The sequence below is a fragment of the Paenibacillus sp. RC21 genome, from assembly GCF_044907935.1.
Taxonomy (GTDB): Bacteria; Bacillota; Bacilli; order Paenibacillales; family Paenibacillaceae; genus Paenibacillus; species Paenibacillus terrae_A.
Genome location: NZ_JBIYCS010000001.1, coordinates 252,101 through 270,709, shown reverse-complemented (window position 1 = coordinate 270,709; position 18,609 = coordinate 252,101). Strand labels below are relative to the sequence as shown.

Annotated in this window: 18 protein-coding genes and 1 pseudogene; 7 read left to right on the top strand and 12 right to left on the bottom strand. The window is 44.4% G+C overall.

The window, feature by feature from the left end; all coding sequences use genetic code 11:
- Positions 1–130: 130 nt before the first annotated feature.
- Together ABIA61_RS01290 and csaA are read left to right on the top strand one after the other, a co-directional pair.
- Positions 131–1,033: a DMT family transporter gene (locus ABIA61_RS01290; RefSeq protein ID WP_283655573.1), complete on the top strand. Its 903-nt coding sequence runs from the start codon at positions 131–133 to the stop codon at positions 1,031–1,033.
- Positions 1,034–1,090: 57 nt separating this feature from the next.
- Positions 1,091–1,423 (top strand): chaperone CsaA, encoded by a 333-nt coding sequence (gene csaA / locus ABIA61_RS01285; protein ID WP_404580040.1) that lies wholly within the window; start codon positions 1,091–1,093, stop codon positions 1,421–1,423.
- Positions 1,424–1,518: 95 nt separating this feature from the next.
- Here csaA and ABIA61_RS01280 read toward each other — a convergent pair.
- The 3 genes and pseudogenes from ABIA61_RS01280 to ABIA61_RS01270 form a co-directional block, all read right to left on the bottom strand.
- Positions 1,519–1,596 (bottom strand): annotated as a pseudogene (locus ABIA61_RS01280) (YjcZ family sporulation protein); the annotation flags it as partial.
- Between the two features lie 484 nt (positions 1,597–2,080).
- The gene (locus tag ABIA61_RS01275; protein ID WP_404580210.1) at positions 2,081–2,833 is read right to left on the bottom strand and encodes a hypothetical protein; all 753 of its coding nucleotides are present in this window, start codon (positions 2,831–2,833) and stop codon (positions 2,081–2,083) included.
- Positions 2,834–2,908: 75 nt separating this feature from the next.
- On the bottom strand, positions 2,909–3,397 hold the full coding sequence (locus ABIA61_RS01270) for a helix-turn-helix domain-containing protein (protein ID WP_283655571.1): 489 nt from the start codon (positions 3,395–3,397) through the stop codon (positions 2,909–2,911).
- Positions 3,398–3,677: 280 nt separating this feature from the next.
- Here ABIA61_RS01270 and ABIA61_RS01265 point away from each other — a divergent pair, with 280 nt between their 5' ends.
- From ABIA61_RS01265 to ABIA61_RS01245, 5 genes are all read left to right on the top strand, one after another.
- A complete protein-coding gene (locus tag ABIA61_RS01265) occupies positions 3,678–3,887 on the top strand; it encodes an XRE family transcriptional regulator (protein WP_283655570.1) in 210 nt (69 codons plus the stop codon).
- Between the two features lie 359 nt (positions 3,888–4,246).
- Complete coding sequence (locus ABIA61_RS01260) at positions 4,247–4,924, top strand: tetratricopeptide repeat protein (RefSeq protein ID WP_283655569.1); 678 nt, start codon at positions 4,247–4,249, stop codon at positions 4,922–4,924.
- Positions 4,925–5,145: 221 nt separating this feature from the next.
- Entirely contained in the window at positions 5,146–6,558 is a 1,413-nt protein-coding gene (locus ABIA61_RS01255) for an efflux RND transporter periplasmic adaptor subunit (RefSeq protein WP_404580039.1), read from the top strand.
- Entirely contained in the window at positions 6,555–9,635 is a 3,081-nt protein-coding gene (locus tag ABIA61_RS01250) for an efflux RND transporter permease subunit (protein WP_283655567.1), read from the top strand. The genes ABIA61_RS01255 and ABIA61_RS01250 overlap by 4 nt, the downstream gene beginning before the upstream one ends.
- Positions 9,632–10,513, top strand: coding sequence for a TetR/AcrR family transcriptional regulator (locus ABIA61_RS01245; protein ID WP_137062646.1), 882 nt, complete (start codon positions 9,632–9,634; stop codon positions 10,511–10,513). Before ABIA61_RS01250 ends, ABIA61_RS01245 begins: the two co-directional genes overlap by 4 nt.
- A gap of 93 nt (positions 10,514–10,606) precedes the next feature.
- Here the strand turns inward: ABIA61_RS01245 and ABIA61_RS01240 are convergent, their stop codons facing one another.
- From ABIA61_RS01240 to rpiA, 9 genes are all read right to left on the bottom strand, one after another.
- Positions 10,607–11,245 carry a GDSL-type esterase/lipase family protein gene (locus ABIA61_RS01240; RefSeq protein ID WP_283655565.1) on the bottom strand — a complete coding sequence of 213 codons (639 nt, stop codon included), beginning with the start codon at positions 11,243–11,245 and terminating at the stop codon, positions 10,607–10,609.
- A gap of 126 nt (positions 11,246–11,371) precedes the next feature.
- Positions 11,372–11,794: a GNAT family N-acetyltransferase gene (locus ABIA61_RS01235; protein ID WP_283655564.1), complete on the bottom strand. Its 423-nt coding sequence runs from the start codon at positions 11,792–11,794 to the stop codon at positions 11,372–11,374.
- Positions 11,795–11,836: 42 nt separating this feature from the next.
- The gene (locus ABIA61_RS01230) at positions 11,837–12,391 is read right to left on the bottom strand and encodes a nucleotidyltransferase family protein (protein WP_283655563.1); all 555 of its coding nucleotides are present in this window, start codon (positions 12,389–12,391) and stop codon (positions 11,837–11,839) included.
- 20 nt (positions 12,392–12,411) lie between these two features.
- A complete protein-coding gene (locus tag ABIA61_RS01225) occupies positions 12,412–13,665 on the bottom strand; it encodes an MDR family MFS transporter (protein WP_404580209.1) in 1,254 nt (417 codons plus the stop codon).
- Between the two features lie 99 nt (positions 13,666–13,764).
- Positions 13,765–15,477 (bottom strand): ATP-binding protein, encoded by a 1,713-nt coding sequence (locus ABIA61_RS01220; RefSeq protein WP_404580208.1) that lies wholly within the window; start codon positions 15,475–15,477, stop codon positions 13,765–13,767.
- A 63-nt stretch (positions 15,478–15,540) separates the two neighbouring features.
- Positions 15,541–16,605, bottom strand: a complete 1,065-nt coding sequence (locus ABIA61_RS01215) for a cobalamin-dependent protein (protein ID WP_283655560.1) — start codon at positions 16,603–16,605, stop codon at positions 15,541–15,543.
- 203 nt (positions 16,606–16,808) lie between these two features.
- Positions 16,809–17,267, bottom strand: a complete 459-nt coding sequence (locus tag ABIA61_RS01210) for a MarR family winged helix-turn-helix transcriptional regulator (protein ID WP_044648507.1) — start codon at positions 17,265–17,267, stop codon at positions 16,809–16,811.
- 181 nt (positions 17,268–17,448) lie between these two features.
- Entirely contained in the window at positions 17,449–17,895 is a 447-nt protein-coding gene (locus tag ABIA61_RS01205) for a VanZ family protein (protein ID WP_283656239.1), read from the bottom strand.
- Positions 17,895–18,563, bottom strand: coding sequence for a ribose-5-phosphate isomerase RpiA (rpiA, locus tag ABIA61_RS01200; RefSeq protein WP_044648509.1), 669 nt, complete (start codon positions 18,561–18,563; stop codon positions 17,895–17,897). The genes ABIA61_RS01205 and rpiA overlap by 1 nt, the downstream gene beginning before the upstream one ends.
- Positions 18,564–18,609: the final 46 nt, after the last annotated feature.

Genomic DNA, 18,609 nt, shown 5'->3' with positions numbered 1-18,609 from the left:
CTGATGACGATATTTCTATATAAATTAAAGATATTATTACACAAATTAAATAATAGTGGTGATATTATTATATACAACTTCGCTTTATCATTACAATTCTGTGCACAGAAAACATCTTGGAGGCGTCATTATGAAAATAAATAAACCGTTTCTGCTGTTTCGTCCGTATGTTTTGCTTTTCATCAGCATATTGTCTGTTTCTATCTCTTCCATCATGATAAAATCCTCAGACACTCCAACCTCTGTCGCTGGGATGTACAGACTGTATATATCAGTTATAATAATGCTTCCTTTTGTACCCTGGAAAATGACCCGATCCTTAGAGATGAACAAAAAAGATTGGAGTACCGTTTTCTTAGCTGGTCTTTTTCTCGGGTTACATTTCTTATTCTGGATGGAATCTTTAGTATATACCTCAGTTGCGAGCTCGATGGTCATCTTATCATTACAGCCTTTATTTGTAATGATGGGTTCATACTTTATCTTCAGAGAACGAGCAAACATAATAACAATACTTTGTTTGATCGCTGCTCTTTTCGGTTCAATCATTATAGCTTGGGGAGACATTGGGATTTCGAAAGGGGCATTAATCGGAGATGGATTATCTTTATTAGGTACAATCTTGGTTTCAGCATATATGTTGGCAGGACAGAAAGTAAGTCACAAAATAGATGCAAATTTATATAGTGTTATTGTTTTTTTTCTGGGTGGCAGCGTCATGCTAGTCTACAATTTGTTGAATAATTATTCCTTGATCGAATATGACTCGTCGGATTGGATGTATTTCTTTTTACTTGCAGTAATTCCAACTATTTTCGGACAATATATTTTTAATCTGTTATTGAAATCAATGGGTGCAACTACTGTTTCTGTAGGTATTATTGGAGAACCTGTTCTCGCCATAATTCTCGCCTACTTTTTCTTGGGAGAAACAATCTCTGTATCTCAATTCATAGGTGGAATGATGACTTTATTCGGTATGGGGGTGTATTTTTGGGCAAAATCCTTAAACTATACAGTTGCTAAATATTAAAATTGTAATTAATTAGTGTGTAATTCAAAAATAACAGTAGATGAGGAGAATGTTTAAATGACAACGATTGACGATTTTTTGAAACTGGATATTCGTGTTGGAACAATTATTAAAGCTGAGTTTTTCGCAGAAGCAAAAATACCTGCTATTAAACTTGAGATTGATTTTGGACAAGATATTGGAATAAAAACATCTAGTGCACAAATTACAAAAAGATATGTCGCTGAAGATATTATAGGGGGACAAATAATAGGTGTAGTCAACTTTCCTCCCCGACGGATAGCAGGCTTTAATTCAGAGGTATTAGTCCTTGGAGGAATACCCGAAAAGGGGGATGTGGTTCTATTGAAACCAGATATTAAACTACCTGATGGAACACCTATTGGGTGACAGGTAAACATTACAAAGGCTCTACCGGTTACATACCGATAGAGCCTTTTATACCGAAACAATGATTGGGCATTACCGTGACATTGCTTTAAAAATTAAACCCAACAGGCTTTAGTGATGATAACCAACAGAATAAAGAGCACCAAAATTGCTGCTGGCGATGTGAAAGCACCAAAACAGTTTTCCCTACGCTCTTCCCTACGCTCTTCCCTACGCTCAGCTCCTCCAACACATCCACTCACATGAACTCCTCCTTTTTTTAAGATACTGTATACCGTATGTGTCATTCAATAAATTTGACAAGGCTAAACGGAAATTACTTCAATTAAAAAATTCTGTTAACCTCAGGTATCTGTAACAGTTTGTCAGGTGGAACTAATACTCGCTCCATAGGTCCACGCTTACTATAAAGTAGGATGTACACCATGTTATCAGAAGGTTGAAATGACGTATATCCATATTTTATCCTGATATCTCTTTTATATCGCTCAATGTGATTGCTTGAATAAACCTTTTTCCCCTTGTCGAAAGCACCAGTTTGTATCATTTAACAGAAAATCACTGAATGAACAATGTTGCTACGATTAAATAATACGAAAGCAGAAAGCCCCTGCCGCAAGTGGCAAGGTTCAGATGTAATTATGTAGTTTATGTGAGTTATACTCTATATGATCTCCGAAAAGTGTGATTTTGTTTTATCAAGTCCAAGCAACAATCGTTTCGTTGGAAATCACCAACTTGATCTTTACAAGATTCGAAAAGAGAGATTCCCTGAATAAACAGACTGCTATTGTTAAGCAGGACGGATGTTTCCAACATTTTCAAAATATTAACTGCTACATCTTCAATCCGTCCTTTGCGTAACAGATAAATAGCAAGTTGATAGTGAAAATTCAAGCGCCAGTGATTATAGATATTCTCGTCTCGTTGTTCTAGTTTTACCATTTTGTTAGATAATTTAGTAAGTGTATCTTCAATCGCAAATCCATACTTATTAGCGGCTTCTGTAATGACTGCCAAACCAGTTAGAATTTCTTCTGGATGGTCGAATAGATACTGTGTATATTCCTCTAACATGTCTGCATGTCCCATAAGCATATCAAGAGTGTAGGAGTTAGCGACAGCAAACATTTTGAAATTCTCTACATCATTCTTTCCTTCTTCATACAAACCTTGCTTCTCACAAGCAGTTGCCTTCATCAGATAACCTTGGCCATAATAAACAACTAGATTTCGTTCTGTTTTTAAAAGGGGCTTTTTACCTCTACCTGTTTTTCTTTGTTGCTGTTCTTGATAAGCAACCTTAGCTAATATGATTAGATTATCTGCGCTTTCTCCCAATCGCATCCAGTCATGCAATGTAAAATATGCATTGCCCAATTGTATTAGTCCATCCAACTGATAATTCACAGGTAAACGATTACGAAAAGGTGAAAATCGGGTTACCGCATCTCTGTTCTTTGCCAAATCCTTTCCCAATGGTGCTCAAAACAGCCGATATTGGCTGATTGCCAAACGCTCGGAGTGCTGATATCTCTCATGTTCTGCTACACATTCAAAAAACACAAGCGACTTATGAATGTTTCCTTTGGTGTGCAATTCCTCTGCAACTTCAAACACCAAAGAAATATAATTTAAATCCTCCATCATACGAGATAATACTTGCTCAATACAATTCTTTTTGTCCAACTCCGCGCAACGTAACAAAAAAGGCTTCACACGACTACGATGTGGTTTTCCTGACAAAAAACATTCATCTACATACAACTCATAAAAACAACCTTCCGGATTATTTAGAGTAAAGTTAATTCGATCCAGTTGATGAACCGATAATGGTCGACTAGGTCTTTCACTAAGCAACGAACTGAGATGACTGGATGTAATAGTTGATGCTTTCGCAAAATTTGATAAGTTATATCCCTTCTTTTGCATACACTTCCGTATCTCTGTACGGATTTCAACTGCATATTCCATAAACCTTCCTCCAATCATCAGAACTTGTCATACTGCTACTCACCCTCATATACTAGATCACTACTTTTTTCATATAATATCCTGATTATACAACTGCTTCAGAATGGATATAAATAATATACAAATCAAATTTCTTTTTACATTTTTAGTGTGAAGAAGAAATTATGGTATTTTATTGTACGCTTAAAATGTAAATAAATTAGTAAATTCAACATCATAGCAGATAGCTCATTTTATACACTTACTAATTTTTCAATCCTTAATATAGAGAAGGTGAATCATGTTGGACAATAATAAAAAACACCCTGTAACGCCCTTCGGATGGACGATCAAGCAGAAGCTTGTGGAAAGGCAACTGGATCAGAAAACGTTTTGTGAGACGTACCAAATTCCGCCTTCTCGTCTGTCGAATCTCATTCACGGTACAAGAAAAGCCAAACGACACAGGAAAATAGTATCCCAATTACTTGGCATTCAGGACGAGTCATAGAAACCTATCGTACATATGAGGGGAGACTTTGAACATGCGACATTTTTACAAGCATAAGCCTGAACGTTGTGTACTCTGCCATTCGACAGAATCTATCATTATGTCCAAAGGTGCATTCATTTGTGCCCACTGTTATCTCAAAAGCACGTACAAGTACCCTACCAAGTTAGAGAGCTACCACCGTTCCAAAGTTGCCTTTCTGGTAAGAATGTACATCGAACATCATAAATGAACACACTACTTCACACTGCCTGTTTTACACTCCTTCACAACCTCGCCATGCTAATGACCCTTGAGATAACCATATGCTATAATGTGGAAAGTATGGATAGTTACATGTACAGGAGGATGGGAGCAGAATGATCGGGAAATTTTTAATTTTCTCTCTATTATGGAGCTTGCTCGGCAACCCGTTTCTGGCGTTGCTCGTACTGCTGATTGTGATCTATATATTGGATCGCAGCTTTGTCGGTGTATTGCCCAGCATCAGCAAGCCATGGAAAAGAAGGCGCAATGCTGCCCGGCTGCGTCAACAGATCGCTTTAAATGCCAACGATGTGGCTGCCAAGTTCGATTTGGCTCGTATTTGGATCGAGAGCAAGAAATACCATCAGGCTTTGGAGCTGCTGCTGGACATCCAGTCCCGCTATGAGGATTCCGCAGATTATTGGAACGCACGGGGAACGGCTGAGGTACATACGGGGCACATCGAAGATGGAGAACCGCATTTGCTGAAAGCACTGGACATTAACCCGCGGGTACAATACGGCGAACCCTATTTGCATTTAGCCGCAGCTTTCAAGGAACGTGATGTAAATAAGTCGCTTCACTATCTTCAGCAATTTCAGGAAATTCAGTCCTCTTCCAGCGAAGGCTATTATCTGACAGGCTTGATGTACCGGATGCTGGAACGCAAGGATGAGGCCACGGCAGCCTTTAACCAGTCGATTGCCGTCTATCGTTCTCTGCCCAAATACCGCAAACGAAGTGAGCGCAAGTGGGCTGTACGCAGCTTATTCCGTAAATTAATCGGCTGACGAGCTTATATTTTTTTCTTAACGACCTTTCTCATCCTTTGAGAAAGGTCGTTTTTATGCTTGTCCACCCTGCACCTCCACTCGCCTGAATCGGCTTTTTTTGATACCTGAATTTGGAATGTTTTTTCATAACAGTTATTGACATGCCACAGATCAGACCCTATAATCCGTTTATGAACTAATGAGTTTAAATATAAACCATAAAGTCCAAATCAGGAAGGATGATCATCTTGTTGAAACACAGTCTCTACATATCTGCTATATTCATTCTTCTGTTCACCTCAGCTTGCTCATCTACAGGATCGAGTGATCATGAAGCAGCAGAACAACAAAACCAAAAGGTGGAAGCGATAGTTGTTAAAAAAGAGCCGCTGTCTGCTTCTTTTGACCTTTCAGGCACACTACAGCCCTATGAGGATACCTCTGTATCTTTTGAGTTATCCGGACTGATACGCGACACAGTTGTCAATGTGGGAGACTCCGTATCCCAAGGGCAGATATTAACGAAGCTTGATCCATCCAGCTATCAGCTACAACTGGAGCAAGCGAATGCGACTATTTTTGAAGCACAAGCAGGTATCAAAAATGCTACAGCCGCCATTTCAAGCGCAGATGCCTCCATTCAATCCGCCGACGCGAAAAAGATGGCCGCTCAGGCCGGAGTGAATAAAGTGAACAAGGGCGCCCGTGAACAAGAAAAAGCGCAGGTGCGCACCAAAGTGCAAAGAGCACAGTCCGCTTTGACTAAAGCACAGGCTACCGCTGAACGCACCAAGCTCTTATATGACCAGGGAGCTGCAACCAAAAACGATTATGAAAATGCGCAGCTCGCTTTGACCAATGCCACCAAGGACCTGGAGGATGCACAAGAAGCCCTCTCCTTAATACAGGAGGGAGCGACATTAGAAGATCGGCAATCGGCAGCATCCAGTTTACAGCAAGCCCAAGCCGGGAAAGAATCTGCCATCGCCGCGAAGGAACAGGCCGTAGCCTCCAAAGATAACTCTGCTGCGGCATACCAGCAAGCGGTCATTGCCAAAAAGCAGGCCGAGCTTGCCCTCTCCAAGACAGCTTTAAAAGCACCGATTTCCGGCGTTATTCTGGAGAAAAAAGCAACCGTCGGACAATTGGCGAGCGCTGGACAGCCGGTATATCGTATCGGACAAATCGACAGGCTCAAGGTGTTGCTCCCTGTTCCCGATCATGAAATCACGAACTGGAAGCAAGGTCAGATAGTCCAGCTTCAACTGTACGATGAGAACAGAGAAGGAACGGTCAGCAAAATTTATCCGGCCACCAACACCAATACGGGCAGTATCAACGTGGAAGTGATGGTTCCCAACATCCAGCATGATTGGGCCCCCGGACAAGTCGTAAAGGCAGGCCGCCAATTGACCCAAAGTGAGCAAATTTTGCTCCCGGCCAAGGCTGTCATTAATAACGGTACAGATACCTTTGTTTATAAAGTGGTGAACAACAGGGCGGTCAAGACGGTCGTGAATGTCGGTCAAATGTCCAACAACAAGCTCGAAATTACCAAGGGGCTGAATGTCGGGGATCGTGTGGTTACGACCGGAGTAAACCTGATCTATAATGGACTTCCTCTTCAGGTCACGGAGGGAACCAGCAAATGATTGCATATTTTATCCGAAAGAAAAAACTGACCCTCTTTATTTTTATCATGGTGATTGTTGCCGGGCTGTATAGTGTCTCTCAACTTCCCCGGCAGGAAACGCCGGATATTATCAAGAAAACCGCTGTGGTCACGACCCTCTACCCTGGAGCTACACCCCAAAAGGTAGAACAAACGGTCACGAAGCCTTTGGAACAAAAAATGAAAGAAATCAATCATATTAAAAAGATTTCTTCTACATCTGAAAATGGACTTTCGACGATTATCATTGAGACCAAAGGCAATGCCAATGCTAAGGAAGCCTGGGATACATTACGCAAAAAAATAAACGATGCCCAGTCTTCTCTGCCCACAGATGCTCAAAAGCCTGTCGTTAACGATGATTTGAATAAGGTATTTATCCATTCCTACGCCATCACGGGGGACTCTATAGAGCAATTGTATCAACTAAATGATATGGTGAAATCGTGGAAGGATCAATTAAAAACCATTCCCGGTGTATCGGAAGTAACAATTAAGGGATTACCCGATCAAGAGGTTCAAATTCAGATTGATGCTCAAAAGCTACAGCAGTACCATATCAGTTGGGAACAGCTCATGAGTGCAGTGCAGAAGGAAAATGAGCAATATCCGATAGGCAATCTGGATTACAATGAACGTACGTACCGAATGAATGTAACGCAGTCCAAGAATGCTCAGGATTTGAGTAAAGTCATTATTTCCAGAACGGACAGCGGCGCTCCTGTGTATCTCAGTGATGTGGGCACCATATTGCTTACACATAACACCAGCAGCTATATGGCCTTTTTTAACGGTAAACCAGCTATTACACTGACGATTAACGGTAATACCGGCTCTGACGTAGACACGATTTATAGCAAAGTAAATAAAGAGATGCAGTTGTTAAAACCAGATCTGCCTAATACGTTTCAACTGAATACGTTATTTTCACAGACCGAGCGGATTGATCATATTTTTCATGGCTTGACCCGTGAATTGCTGTTTGCCATTGCGGCGGTTGTGATCGTATGTACATTGGGCTTGAATCTGATTACATCCTCTTTTGTGGCACTGGCTATTCCTATTTCAATCGCCATAGGTCTCATTATTCTCCCTATGCTCGGAATAACATTGAATCAGGTTACGGTCATTGGCTTAATTATTGTAATGGGGATTCTAGTCGATGATGCTGTGGTGGTTAATGATAATATTGAGCGCAGGATGATGACCTTGGGTGAGAGTCCCAAGATAGCTGCATTAAATGGAACAAAAGAAGTTTCCATTTCCATTTTGACCGCAACTCTGGCAACTGTAGCCTCCTTTGCCCCGCTGTTCTTTTTATCAGGCGATGCAGGCTCCCTTATAAAACCATTACCGTTTGCTGTTATCTTTACGTTATTGGCTTCCATGCTCATGTCCTTTACCGTCATCCCAATCTTTAGAGAATGGTATGGACAACGAAGTCAAAAAACGCCCAACTCCACCATGAAGCCGCCGGGACTGCTGGGCAAACAAATTGATGCTCTTCGTAACGTATATGTCAGTGAGCTGATTCCCAAAGTCATCAATCGACCTGCATTGTATGCTTCATTAGGATTATTGATTAGTACCACGCTGTACGGTGTACTTGCTCTGATTCCGATCGACCTGTTCCCCAGAACCAACGATCCGGAATTAAGCATTAATGTGCGTATGCCTATAGGTACTTCTATAGAAGAAACCAAGCGGGTCACCGAGGATATTGCCAAATGGGTGAAGCAGCAGCCTCATGTGGAAACGATCAGTTATGCGGCTGGCGGCGACGCCCCCCCGTTGTTTCAAGATATGACCGCTGACGCCAAAACAGGCACAACCGTGGGGCAGATTGCTATTGTTGGGGAAGAAGGTGCATTTGATCCCGATGAAATGGCAGACAAATGGCCCTCCATCTTAAAGGATCGTTATCCGGGTCAATCCATTTCCTTGAAAATAGCCAAAGTGGGGGTGCCTCTCGGTAAGCCGATCTCCATTCGGATTTTAGGCAATGATGTAGATCAGTTGCGTTCGTTGTCACAGCAGTTAAAAGAAGGCATTATGGCTACCAGAGGAACACAGGACATACAAGACAATATGGAAAATGAAGGCTATACGCTGGATTTCCAAATCAATAAACAAGCGATGGATCAATATCAGATTAGCAATAATGATCTGACACGTACACTCTTGTTAATGGGTAATGGCGTGAGCTTTAGCCGATTTGATACGGGGAAAGATTTGATAAATATTAAGCTGAAGCTAAGCCAAACCGATCAAAATCCTGAAATTTTGTTTCAGCAATTGAATGTGACCAATGCCAATGGTGTTCAAATCCCTTTATCTCAATTGGCTGAGTTGAAGCCATCCTTTGCAACACAAAAAATTAACCATTATAATTTAAAGCGTTCGATTACTGTTGAAGCTGAAGTTCACGGGCGTACAGCTTCCGAAGTCATGAAGGATGTCAAGCTTAAATTGCAGGACATTAAATTTCCTCCAGGCTACACTTGGGAAATTGGCGGCGAGATTTCAGGACAAGATGACATTTTATCAGAAATAGGATGGTTATATGTTGTCGTCATACTATTAATCTTCATGCTGATCTTTTTGCAATTTTATTCGTTCTCAACCCCACTTATCATCTTGACTACCGTGTATATGGCGGCTGCGGGTGGATTCCTCGGCTTGTTCATTCTGAACACACCGGTCACTTTTATGGGGGTGCTCGGATTGATGACCTTGGCTGGTATTGTCGTACGGAACGGTATTGTGCTGATCGAGTTTATAGAGGATGCAAGACGCGAAGGGATGGAACTGAAAGAGGCGGTTATTGCAGCGACCAAAGCGCGCTTCCGCCCCATACTGCTTACTTCGCTGACAGCCATTGTCGGTCTGATTCCGATTGCTCTTATTGGGGAACTTATGTTTAGACCTCTGGCGTATACCATTATGTTTGGATTGATGTACTCGACCATTCTTACAATGTTTGTGGTTCCGTCCCTGTATATGGTTATTGCCCGCTGGAAATTAAAAAGACAGAGCAAAAAATTGGGGGTACAATGAAAAAAATAACGAGCGATGATATTATATATGCCGCCCTTTCCCTGTTTTCAGAAAAGGGCTACGATGCCACCTCGGTCGATGAGATTGCCCGCGAAAGCGGGATGGTGAAGGCTTCCTTTTATAAATACTTTCAAAGTAAAGAAGAGTTGCTGCTGGGGACAATCGTCCTGATTGAAAAACTTCTTGATGCAGATATTAAAGAACTTTATTTGAAGCACCAGCTACCTTCCCGTGAAAAGTTGAGACAACTGAATTTGATTGCGCTGGGCCGGATTTATAAGAATAAAGTTCATTTGCTGGTATACTCCGTCCCTTTAATCGGTTCCAAGGAAGAAAAAATCGCACAAGCTATTGACCGTGTTGAACATCATTTATCTAACGTGATGGTTGATTTCTTAATTGATGCTTATGGAGAGTCCATAAATGACTATGCGTACGATATTGGGTTTGTCGTCAAAAGCATTATTATCAATTCCTTCCGAATGAGCGATTCAGAGCTGTCCTGGACGGAACATCAAACACTGGCTGAATTTATCGTCAGCATTACGGATATGCTGGCACAAAGTATGCTGAGCCCTGATGTTCAACATCAAATCATGTGGGGCCGCGATTCCGGATTCCATGAAGATTCTGATCAAATCTGGACCAAAGGAAGACAAATCGCCCATGTGCTTCAACACATGGACGCAGTCTTGAAACAAATCGAATTAGATGAAGCAATCCAGAATGAACATATGCAAATACTAAGCAGGCTACAGGGGGAGCTTTCGGAACAAAACGTGGAAACTGCCCACGTTAAAGCACTCCTCCTTTTTTTGGAGCAGCTACCCGAGTTACAGGAAGACTGTACCAAGCTGAAAGCTATTTTGGAAGTTTAAAAGGTTCAATTCAGCTAAAGATAAAGAGGTCCACTATGGTCAGATACACAGCCATGATGGACCTCTTTCTTCTGTTGCAAATTCCTTCTACGCTCACCGTAATGGCGAATATCCAAGCCGATTCAGCTCCTCCGCAATGACGCGATAGCCGCGACTGTTCGGATGCACCCGATCCAGCGAGAGCAGTTCCCTTTCGTTGCCCTCAAACGCAGGGTAAATGTTCGCCACCCGGTAATTCGGACCGCCCAGCGTAGCGAGAAATGAGTTATATTGGCGCACATATATCCCCGCCTCCCGCACGCCCGGCAAAGGATTATACAACCCCACCATTCGAATGATAAATGGCTCACGCTGGCCGGACTTTATCTGATACAGGGCATGTACGATTTGGCGTACATGTTCTTTCGTGCGGCTCACCGCTTGCGGAATGGACGATGCAGACGAACCGGAGCCTCCAGCAAGGGCGCTGACGTATGGGCGCAGATCATTCCCGCCAATCGTCACCGTTATGAGTTCAGCCGCGCTCAACGCCGACCGAAAGAGCGGATTGTTGCGGATCAAAGACAGCAGTTCCTGCGATGTCAGTCCGTTGATTCCCAAATTCTCGTAACTGACTGGAGTACGAAGACGTGCTTCCGCCATTCGTCGATAGATAGGCACAAATCCGCCAGTCAGCAGCGTCCCGGCACCTGTCGTTAATGAATCTCCTATAGCCGTGTAGTGGTAACCCATTGGAACCCAACTCCCCCGCTAATGCCTTTGCAACCAAAGGCACATCAACTTTTACATGAGAATGATGTCAATTCCCGACATATCATATCTTATGTAAAAAAAGAGACGCAGGACCCGGAGATTCGCTTATTCTTCGTCCATTTCATACACACAATGAAATTGCCCATCCTCGGACAAGTCCTCCGATCCGTATACAGCAAAGCCCACGTTGCGAAAAAAATCTGCCCCTTCCGCATCGGTGTCCACAGTAAGCCGTTTCGGATTACGCTCCTGTATGAGCGTAAGCAGCATACCTCTGGCATATCCTCTATGACGGTTTTCAGGCAACACGGCCAGATGCCGGATTACGATGGTTTCATCCTCCTGCTCCTCAAATCCGACAATACCTACAACAAGTCCTTCATCTTCTACACCGAACAGCTTCCAGTCATCCGAGGTTTGATAGGTACGTAAAGCTGCTTCTCCGCGTTCAGGGTGATCCAGCACGGCGTAGGTTAGCAGCTCCAGCACCTCCTCACGATCTGAATCTGTTTTTATATTTTTAAACATGGTTCGTCGTCTCTCCTTATATCCTGAAATGGGGATTACGCTCTAGTTCTCCAAAATAAGCAACGGCCAGTTATCCAGCCACTGCTTCTCAAATACACGCTGACGAAAGGCCGTGGTGTGGCGGAACAATGGACTTTGGCGTACCCGCATATCCAGCAGATCATTTAATCCATGCGGACAAACGACCTCCATTTGATCCTCGTCATTCAATCTAATCGCTACTGCCGTAGCCGTCTCCGGCCAGCGGCTCATCGCATCCTCTACCGAAGCATAAGGAGCTGTCCCGTTGCGAAGATGCATCCGCGCCTGATTTTTGACAGACCAGTTGCGTCCCGCCTGCTTGCGGTTCAAGGACAGCTCAAGGTGCTCGTCCCGTTCCTCCAGCGTATTTTTCGGATCAAAATAAATAACATCTATATCATTCAAAGGCGTAGGAGTTGTATAACCATGCAGCTTGTCCCACACCCGATTACGTACATAGCCTGCGGCAATACAGCCCTGCGGCAGCCTCAGCTCTCGCACATAGCGCAAGTCTTCCAGTACCTGTGGATCATTCATATATTGTATGATTCGTAGCACATCTTCTTCCGACTTCATCCTGCACTCAGCTCCCTTTTTTATGATGACAGTTGCTGCACGGACTCTCCTCCTTGAGCTGCGATCCGGGCTGTACGCTGCGCCAGACGGCGGCGTGCGACCAGCAGGAATGGAATGCCAATCACGACCGACAGCGCAACCGGAACAAAAATGGCAAGCGGCGCTGTTTGACCATAGGTATCCAGCAGCCAGCCACCAAACAAAGGAGCAAGCACGCTACCCAGATTATTAAAGCCAATCGTACCGAAATAGGTCCCTTTATATTGAGCATCTGCAATTTGGTCAATCAATACGTCCAGCATCGTGAACAACAGCACTTCGCCCACTGTAAACAGCACCATATCCAGTATAAACAACCAGCCCGAATTTAACATACCGCACAGTAACAGGCTGACTGCAATACATATATTTCCTGCAATCAAGGAATTCACCGGGGAAAAACGGCTTGCCAGCCGTACCAGCGGATATTGAAAAGCCAATACACACACCGCGTTGATTGTAAGCATATATGTAAACCACCGGGTTCCTTCCTCGAAGGATAAGGACAAGAATTGAGGCATCGTGGAATTGGAATGAGCATAACCCATGACGCAAAATACCGTCCCCAGCAAAATCGGCATAAACACCGGATCACGGCTGGCTGTACGGAACGCCTCACCCATCCGTAGTGGAGCCTCTCCCGCCGTTGTCCCTGTACGAAGATCCGATGCATACCGAGCAAATTGGATCAACAGCAACACCCCGTACAGTGCATACACACCAGCCGCTACCATAAACGGTGTACCCGAGGATGCCGATCCTAACATCAAACCAAGCAACGGCCCTGCCACTACACCTACATTAATCGCCGCATATCTCATATTGTAGATGAGCAATCTTTTTTCCTTGGGGGTTACATCTGATAACAGCGCCCGCGAGGTTGGCTCGAACAAGGATCTGCACAGACCATTCAGAGCATTGATGACAAAAAAGGCCCAAGCCGCTTCAGCCAGCGCAAAAGCCACGAATACAAGCGCCCAACTGGCGATGGACACCAGCATCACTTTACGCCGTCCGATCCGATCGGAAATATAGCCGCCATAAAAGCTGGCAAAAATGCCAACTAATGAACTGACTGATACGATCATCCCTGTATGGAAAGGGGATACCCCCAACCGGGTGGTCAAATAAATGGACAAAAACGGGATACTCATGGATGTCGCCATCCGACCAAATATAGTACCCGCAATAATCGTCCAGGCCAGTGGGTGAATCGAACGCAACTGTTCTTTCATATCTGTTATCTATGTCTCCTTCTCTGCCCTGTCTCCAGAAAAAAACTTGCACACAGCTCTTCCATCTGTGTGCAAGTCTAACAGGGATAATTCCAACGATTACTGACGGATATACCGTTCCAATTCCCTGCACGTTGCCTGATAAGCAGACTGAAGTGCAGCCAGCATCTCTTGCGCAGCTTCAAGTCGGTTCTCCCGTGCAAGCTGCTCAATATCGGAAAATAACGTGGACAAACGACCAATTCCCAGACTCACGCTACCTGATTTCAGCTCGTGAGCAACCTCCACTACTTTTGCTGGCTCGTTCGCGGCAGCCAGTTCAATTAATGTGCTTATTTTTGCAGGTGTATCACTGGTGTATATCTCTACGAGTGAAGCCAGCAGCCCCATGCTGCCATCCTCGTCCAGCATCATAATTTCATGAATAACTTCTTCATCAAGGATAGGCTCGACATCGGCCTTGGGAAGCCATTGGATAAGCTTTTCAGACAGCCGTTCGATCATAACCGGCTTCGATAGATAATCGTTCACTCCTACCTCCAGGCCCTTCACTCTGTCTTCCTCTGACACATTTCCTGTCAAAGAAATGATCGGTACTGGTGGCAACTTGTCCACCGCTTCACGCTGGCGAATAGCCCTCGTAGCATCAATACCATTCATGACAGGCATATGATGATCCATCAAAATACAAGCATAAGATCGTTGGAAAGTCGCTCTTACGGCCGCTTCTCCATCTTCCGCAAAATCAATATGCTGGAATCCCAAATGACGAAGCTGTAACTCTACCACCTGACGATTGACCCGATTATCCTCAGCTACCAGAATAGCGTGGGAATGACTATGTTCACGCAGACACTCACCAAGCTCTGTCTGCTCGACAGTTTCACGCTCCTTTACTTCGTCTACCTGCTCCGTCCCCTTGACGAGAGGAATCTCAAACCAAAACGAGGAGCCTTGACCTTCCTCACTGACGACTCCAATTTGTCCCTTCATCAGTTCAACGAATGAACTGCATATCCATAGTCCCAGTCCGGTTCCTCCATATTGTGAGGCACTGCCTTCCCCTGCCTGCACATAGGGCTGAAATAACTTGACCTGATCCTCCGGTGAAATTCCGATGCCCGAATCCTGCACCTCAAACCGAACACGCTGGGAACCCTCTGTTTCTTCTACCAACATCGTCCGAACAACTAGCAATCCGTCACTCGTAAATTTATTGGCATTGTTCAGCAGATTGAGCAGAATCTGCATGATCCGTGCCGAATCTCCTTCCAAATGATCTGCTACCCCGGAATCGGTCTCTATACTCAGACGGTTCCCCTTCTGATAGATTTGTGGCTCCAATAACTGGGCAACATGGCTCATAATCGCCTGGACCCTGACGTTTCCGATCTCCAGCTCCATCTGCCCCGCCTCCACCTTGGATATATCCAGCAGGTTATTAATCATGTTCAGCAGCAGAGAGGCCGATTCACGTATGACACTGATCGCCTGCCGTTGATCCGGGGAGAGTTTGGATGAACCCAGCATTTCGATCATCCCGAGTATTCCGTTCATCGGAGTCCTGAATTCATGACTGACCACAGCGAGAAAGGTGCTTTTCAAGTCATTCGCCCGTACCGCTTCTTCCTTTGTCCGCTTTAAAGCCGCATTGCTTTTGGCAAGCTGACGCTGCAAATTGACAAGCTCATTATTCATCGCCGAAAACTCATTCAGCATGTTTTCTTCTTCAGCCTTGCTTTTCACAATCTCATCTGTTAATTGTTCGATCGTTTTCCGCAGGACAGCCATTTCTGCTGCCGGTTCCTTCATATAAAAGGCCCCCCTTTACCGAATGACTCCTGGTTTCGATACAACATCTTATTTAATACAGCTTCACACCCTGGACGACAGCAGGTGTTCTGCAACCTCCAGCGCTTCCTCTGCACCAGGCGCACAACCGTCCGCCCCTACTTCCTGCCACAAGCGTGGATCAAGATTAAAGGGCAAACCACCGACCATAATTCTCACATGGCTTGTAGCGCTATTTTGACGTATTAAAGTAATCAGATCCTTTACCAAATGGACATGGTAAGCCATGGTAGCCGAGATAGCCACCACGTCCGCCTTGTAATTCACAATTTCCTGAAGCAAGCTCCGGTTAGGCACATTAGCTCCCAAATAGTACGTATCCCAACCCTCCATCTCGAATAAATCAGCCAGCATACGCAAGCCAATTTCATGCTGCTCGCTACCCACACAAGCCGCCACGAGACTGCGTCCCGGATGTCCGCTTACGAGCCATCTGGGATACAAAGTAGAGATAATAAATTGAGTAGCCGCTGTGCAGAAATGCTCTTGCCCTATCGTGATTTTACCTTCATGCCACAGACGTCCTATTTCATATTGTGAAATTTGAAATATATATTTATAAATATGCCGAATGGACGTGCCTTCATCCATCAAACGGACGATACAGTCCATAGCCTGTCTGCGGCTGCCTGCGAGCAAGTACTCTAAATATTGACCCACATCAGCCGCTAAAGGATTATCATTCGTAATAAAAGATGTATATTCCTCTCTCTTCCCAATTTGCTGTATCCCTAAATCCAGATTCTCCAGCACCATGCTTTTATCCGGGTGATGAAAATGCTCTTTCAACGTCTCCTGTATCAATCTGAAATTGGTTGTCAAATCCTCTTGTGTTATACCAAAACCTTGCAGGAGCTTTTGTAACCAGGAAACATATTGAGTAAATAGAATAGGGCTATTCACAATTACGCTTTCTGCTAAATAGTTCAAACTATATATTGAATCTTGCTTTGTTTTTTCTTTACCGTTATCCCCAAAACGCTGCAAAAGATCCGGCTGTAATTCGTATTGCTTATTTGTGACTAATTCCGCCAAATTCCCTGCTTGCAGCAATAGCGATTCACCTGCGGTATATTGCTGTATACTCATATACAGCTCCTTCCCCGACAAAGCCGTATTTATATCCATAGACGGTAACGGGGGGAATGCATCCGAACGTGACTATTCGTCAATTATACCTGATTTCCGCTTCTACATTAACCCCGTTGCCCAAAATTGCGACAAAAAAAATAAAATACCGGGAAACCGGTATTTTATCTAAAAGCATATTTAGCGCGGATATTCGCAGCTTATTAGTCGTTACTTTTCTGTCCCTCAGCCGTTAGCCCCAGCTTTTTTAGCAGATGAATGACCTGTTCTTTCTCTTCCACAGATAATCCGTCCACTGTCTCCATAATGACACGATGATGCTGTGGAAATATTTGCTCAAAGAAATGACGTCCCTCGTCAGTCAGTTCAGCATAAATCACACGCCGATCATCCTGTGATGCACGCCGGGTAAGCAGCTTTTTTTTCTGAAGTTTATCTACGACGTACGTAATATTTCCGCTGGAGATCAGCACCTTTTCACCAATTTTCTGCAAGGGCTGCGGGCCGCGATAATACAACAGATCGAGCACACCAAATTCCGTCGTGTTCAATCCGTGACTATGAATATCCCGATTCGTGCGGGATGTGACCGAATTATAGGCTCGAGCCAGCACAACAAACAAGTTAAGCGCCAAGTCCTGATCATCTGGTTTTACAGACATATTAACAGCCTCCGTTACTCATATCTTTATTCAAAGATATCTTAATTGCAAACTTTTGTCAAGCTCAACCGTTTTATTCCTTTGTTAATAAGGCCTATTATGAGAAAATTACAGTCTATTATGTACAAAAGCCCGTCTCCAATCGGTACCAGAAGCACCGTTCGTGAGAGCAGGGCTTTCATCATTCAATCCCTAACCTCTTTCGTAGAAGCTCGTAAACAACTCGACCGATAAGCATGCCCAGTACATTCAGGATCACATCATCCACGTCCATCGTGCCTGCGCCGAGCAGCATTTGGGACACTTCAAGAATGACCAGCGCGACCACCACTGTCAGCAGCAAGCTACCTAATCTGCGTAAGGATACCCAAATGATAGGCAGAAGGATGCCAAACGGGACGAATATACCAATATTACCGAGCAAATTGACACCCCACACCCGGAAAGGAAGCGACTGCGCCGCCCTCAGATATCGCCCGATCGTATCCAACGGAACTATATTATACGAATATGGAGGACCGGGTCGTAGTGTACGTCCAAAACCAAGAAACATCCAGTATAATAACAGTCCCGTATATAAAATGAATGCCACGAAGGCTACAGTACGAAGCAGACGGACGCTAGGCATCACTTGTTTCGAACATCAATCTGTCCATTGGCCCGTGCGATGATAACCTGGTCCGCCATATTAATGAACAGTCCGTTATCAACCACACCCGGAATTTGATTCAATCGGATTTCCAGCTCTTGCGGGTTTTCAATGGTTCCGTAATGACAATCGACAATATAATTGCCGTTATCCGTAAGGAAGCGCTCACCGTCCTTCATGCGCCATTCAGCCTGGCAGCCTGTCTGCTGTATTGCCTCCAACGTCCATACACTGGCAAAAGGTACGACTTCGACCGGTAATGGAAATGCACCCAGCACCTTCACATCCTTGGACTCGTCCACAATGATGATTAGCCGGTTGCTGTTGCTTTCCACGATTTTCTCTCTCAGTAAAGCTCCGCCTCCGCCCTTCACCAGAACAAGCTGCTCATTCACCTCGTCCGCTCCGTCAATGGTTACGTCGAGTCGTCCAATCTGATCAAATGGAACGATGGGAATTCCTAGTTCTCTGGCCTGATCCTCCGAGGCTTGGGAAGTAGCTACAGCCTGTATATGTAAGCCTTGCGCCACACGCTCACCTATTTTTTGAATGGCCCAATAAGCTGTCGAGCCTGTGCCGAGTCCTACTTTCATGCCGTCCTGAATGGCTTCAACTGCTTTTTCAGCTGCTTTTTGCTTCAAATTCATTGTCATCTCTCCCGCTATATAGGCTAGTATGGATCATCATTTATTT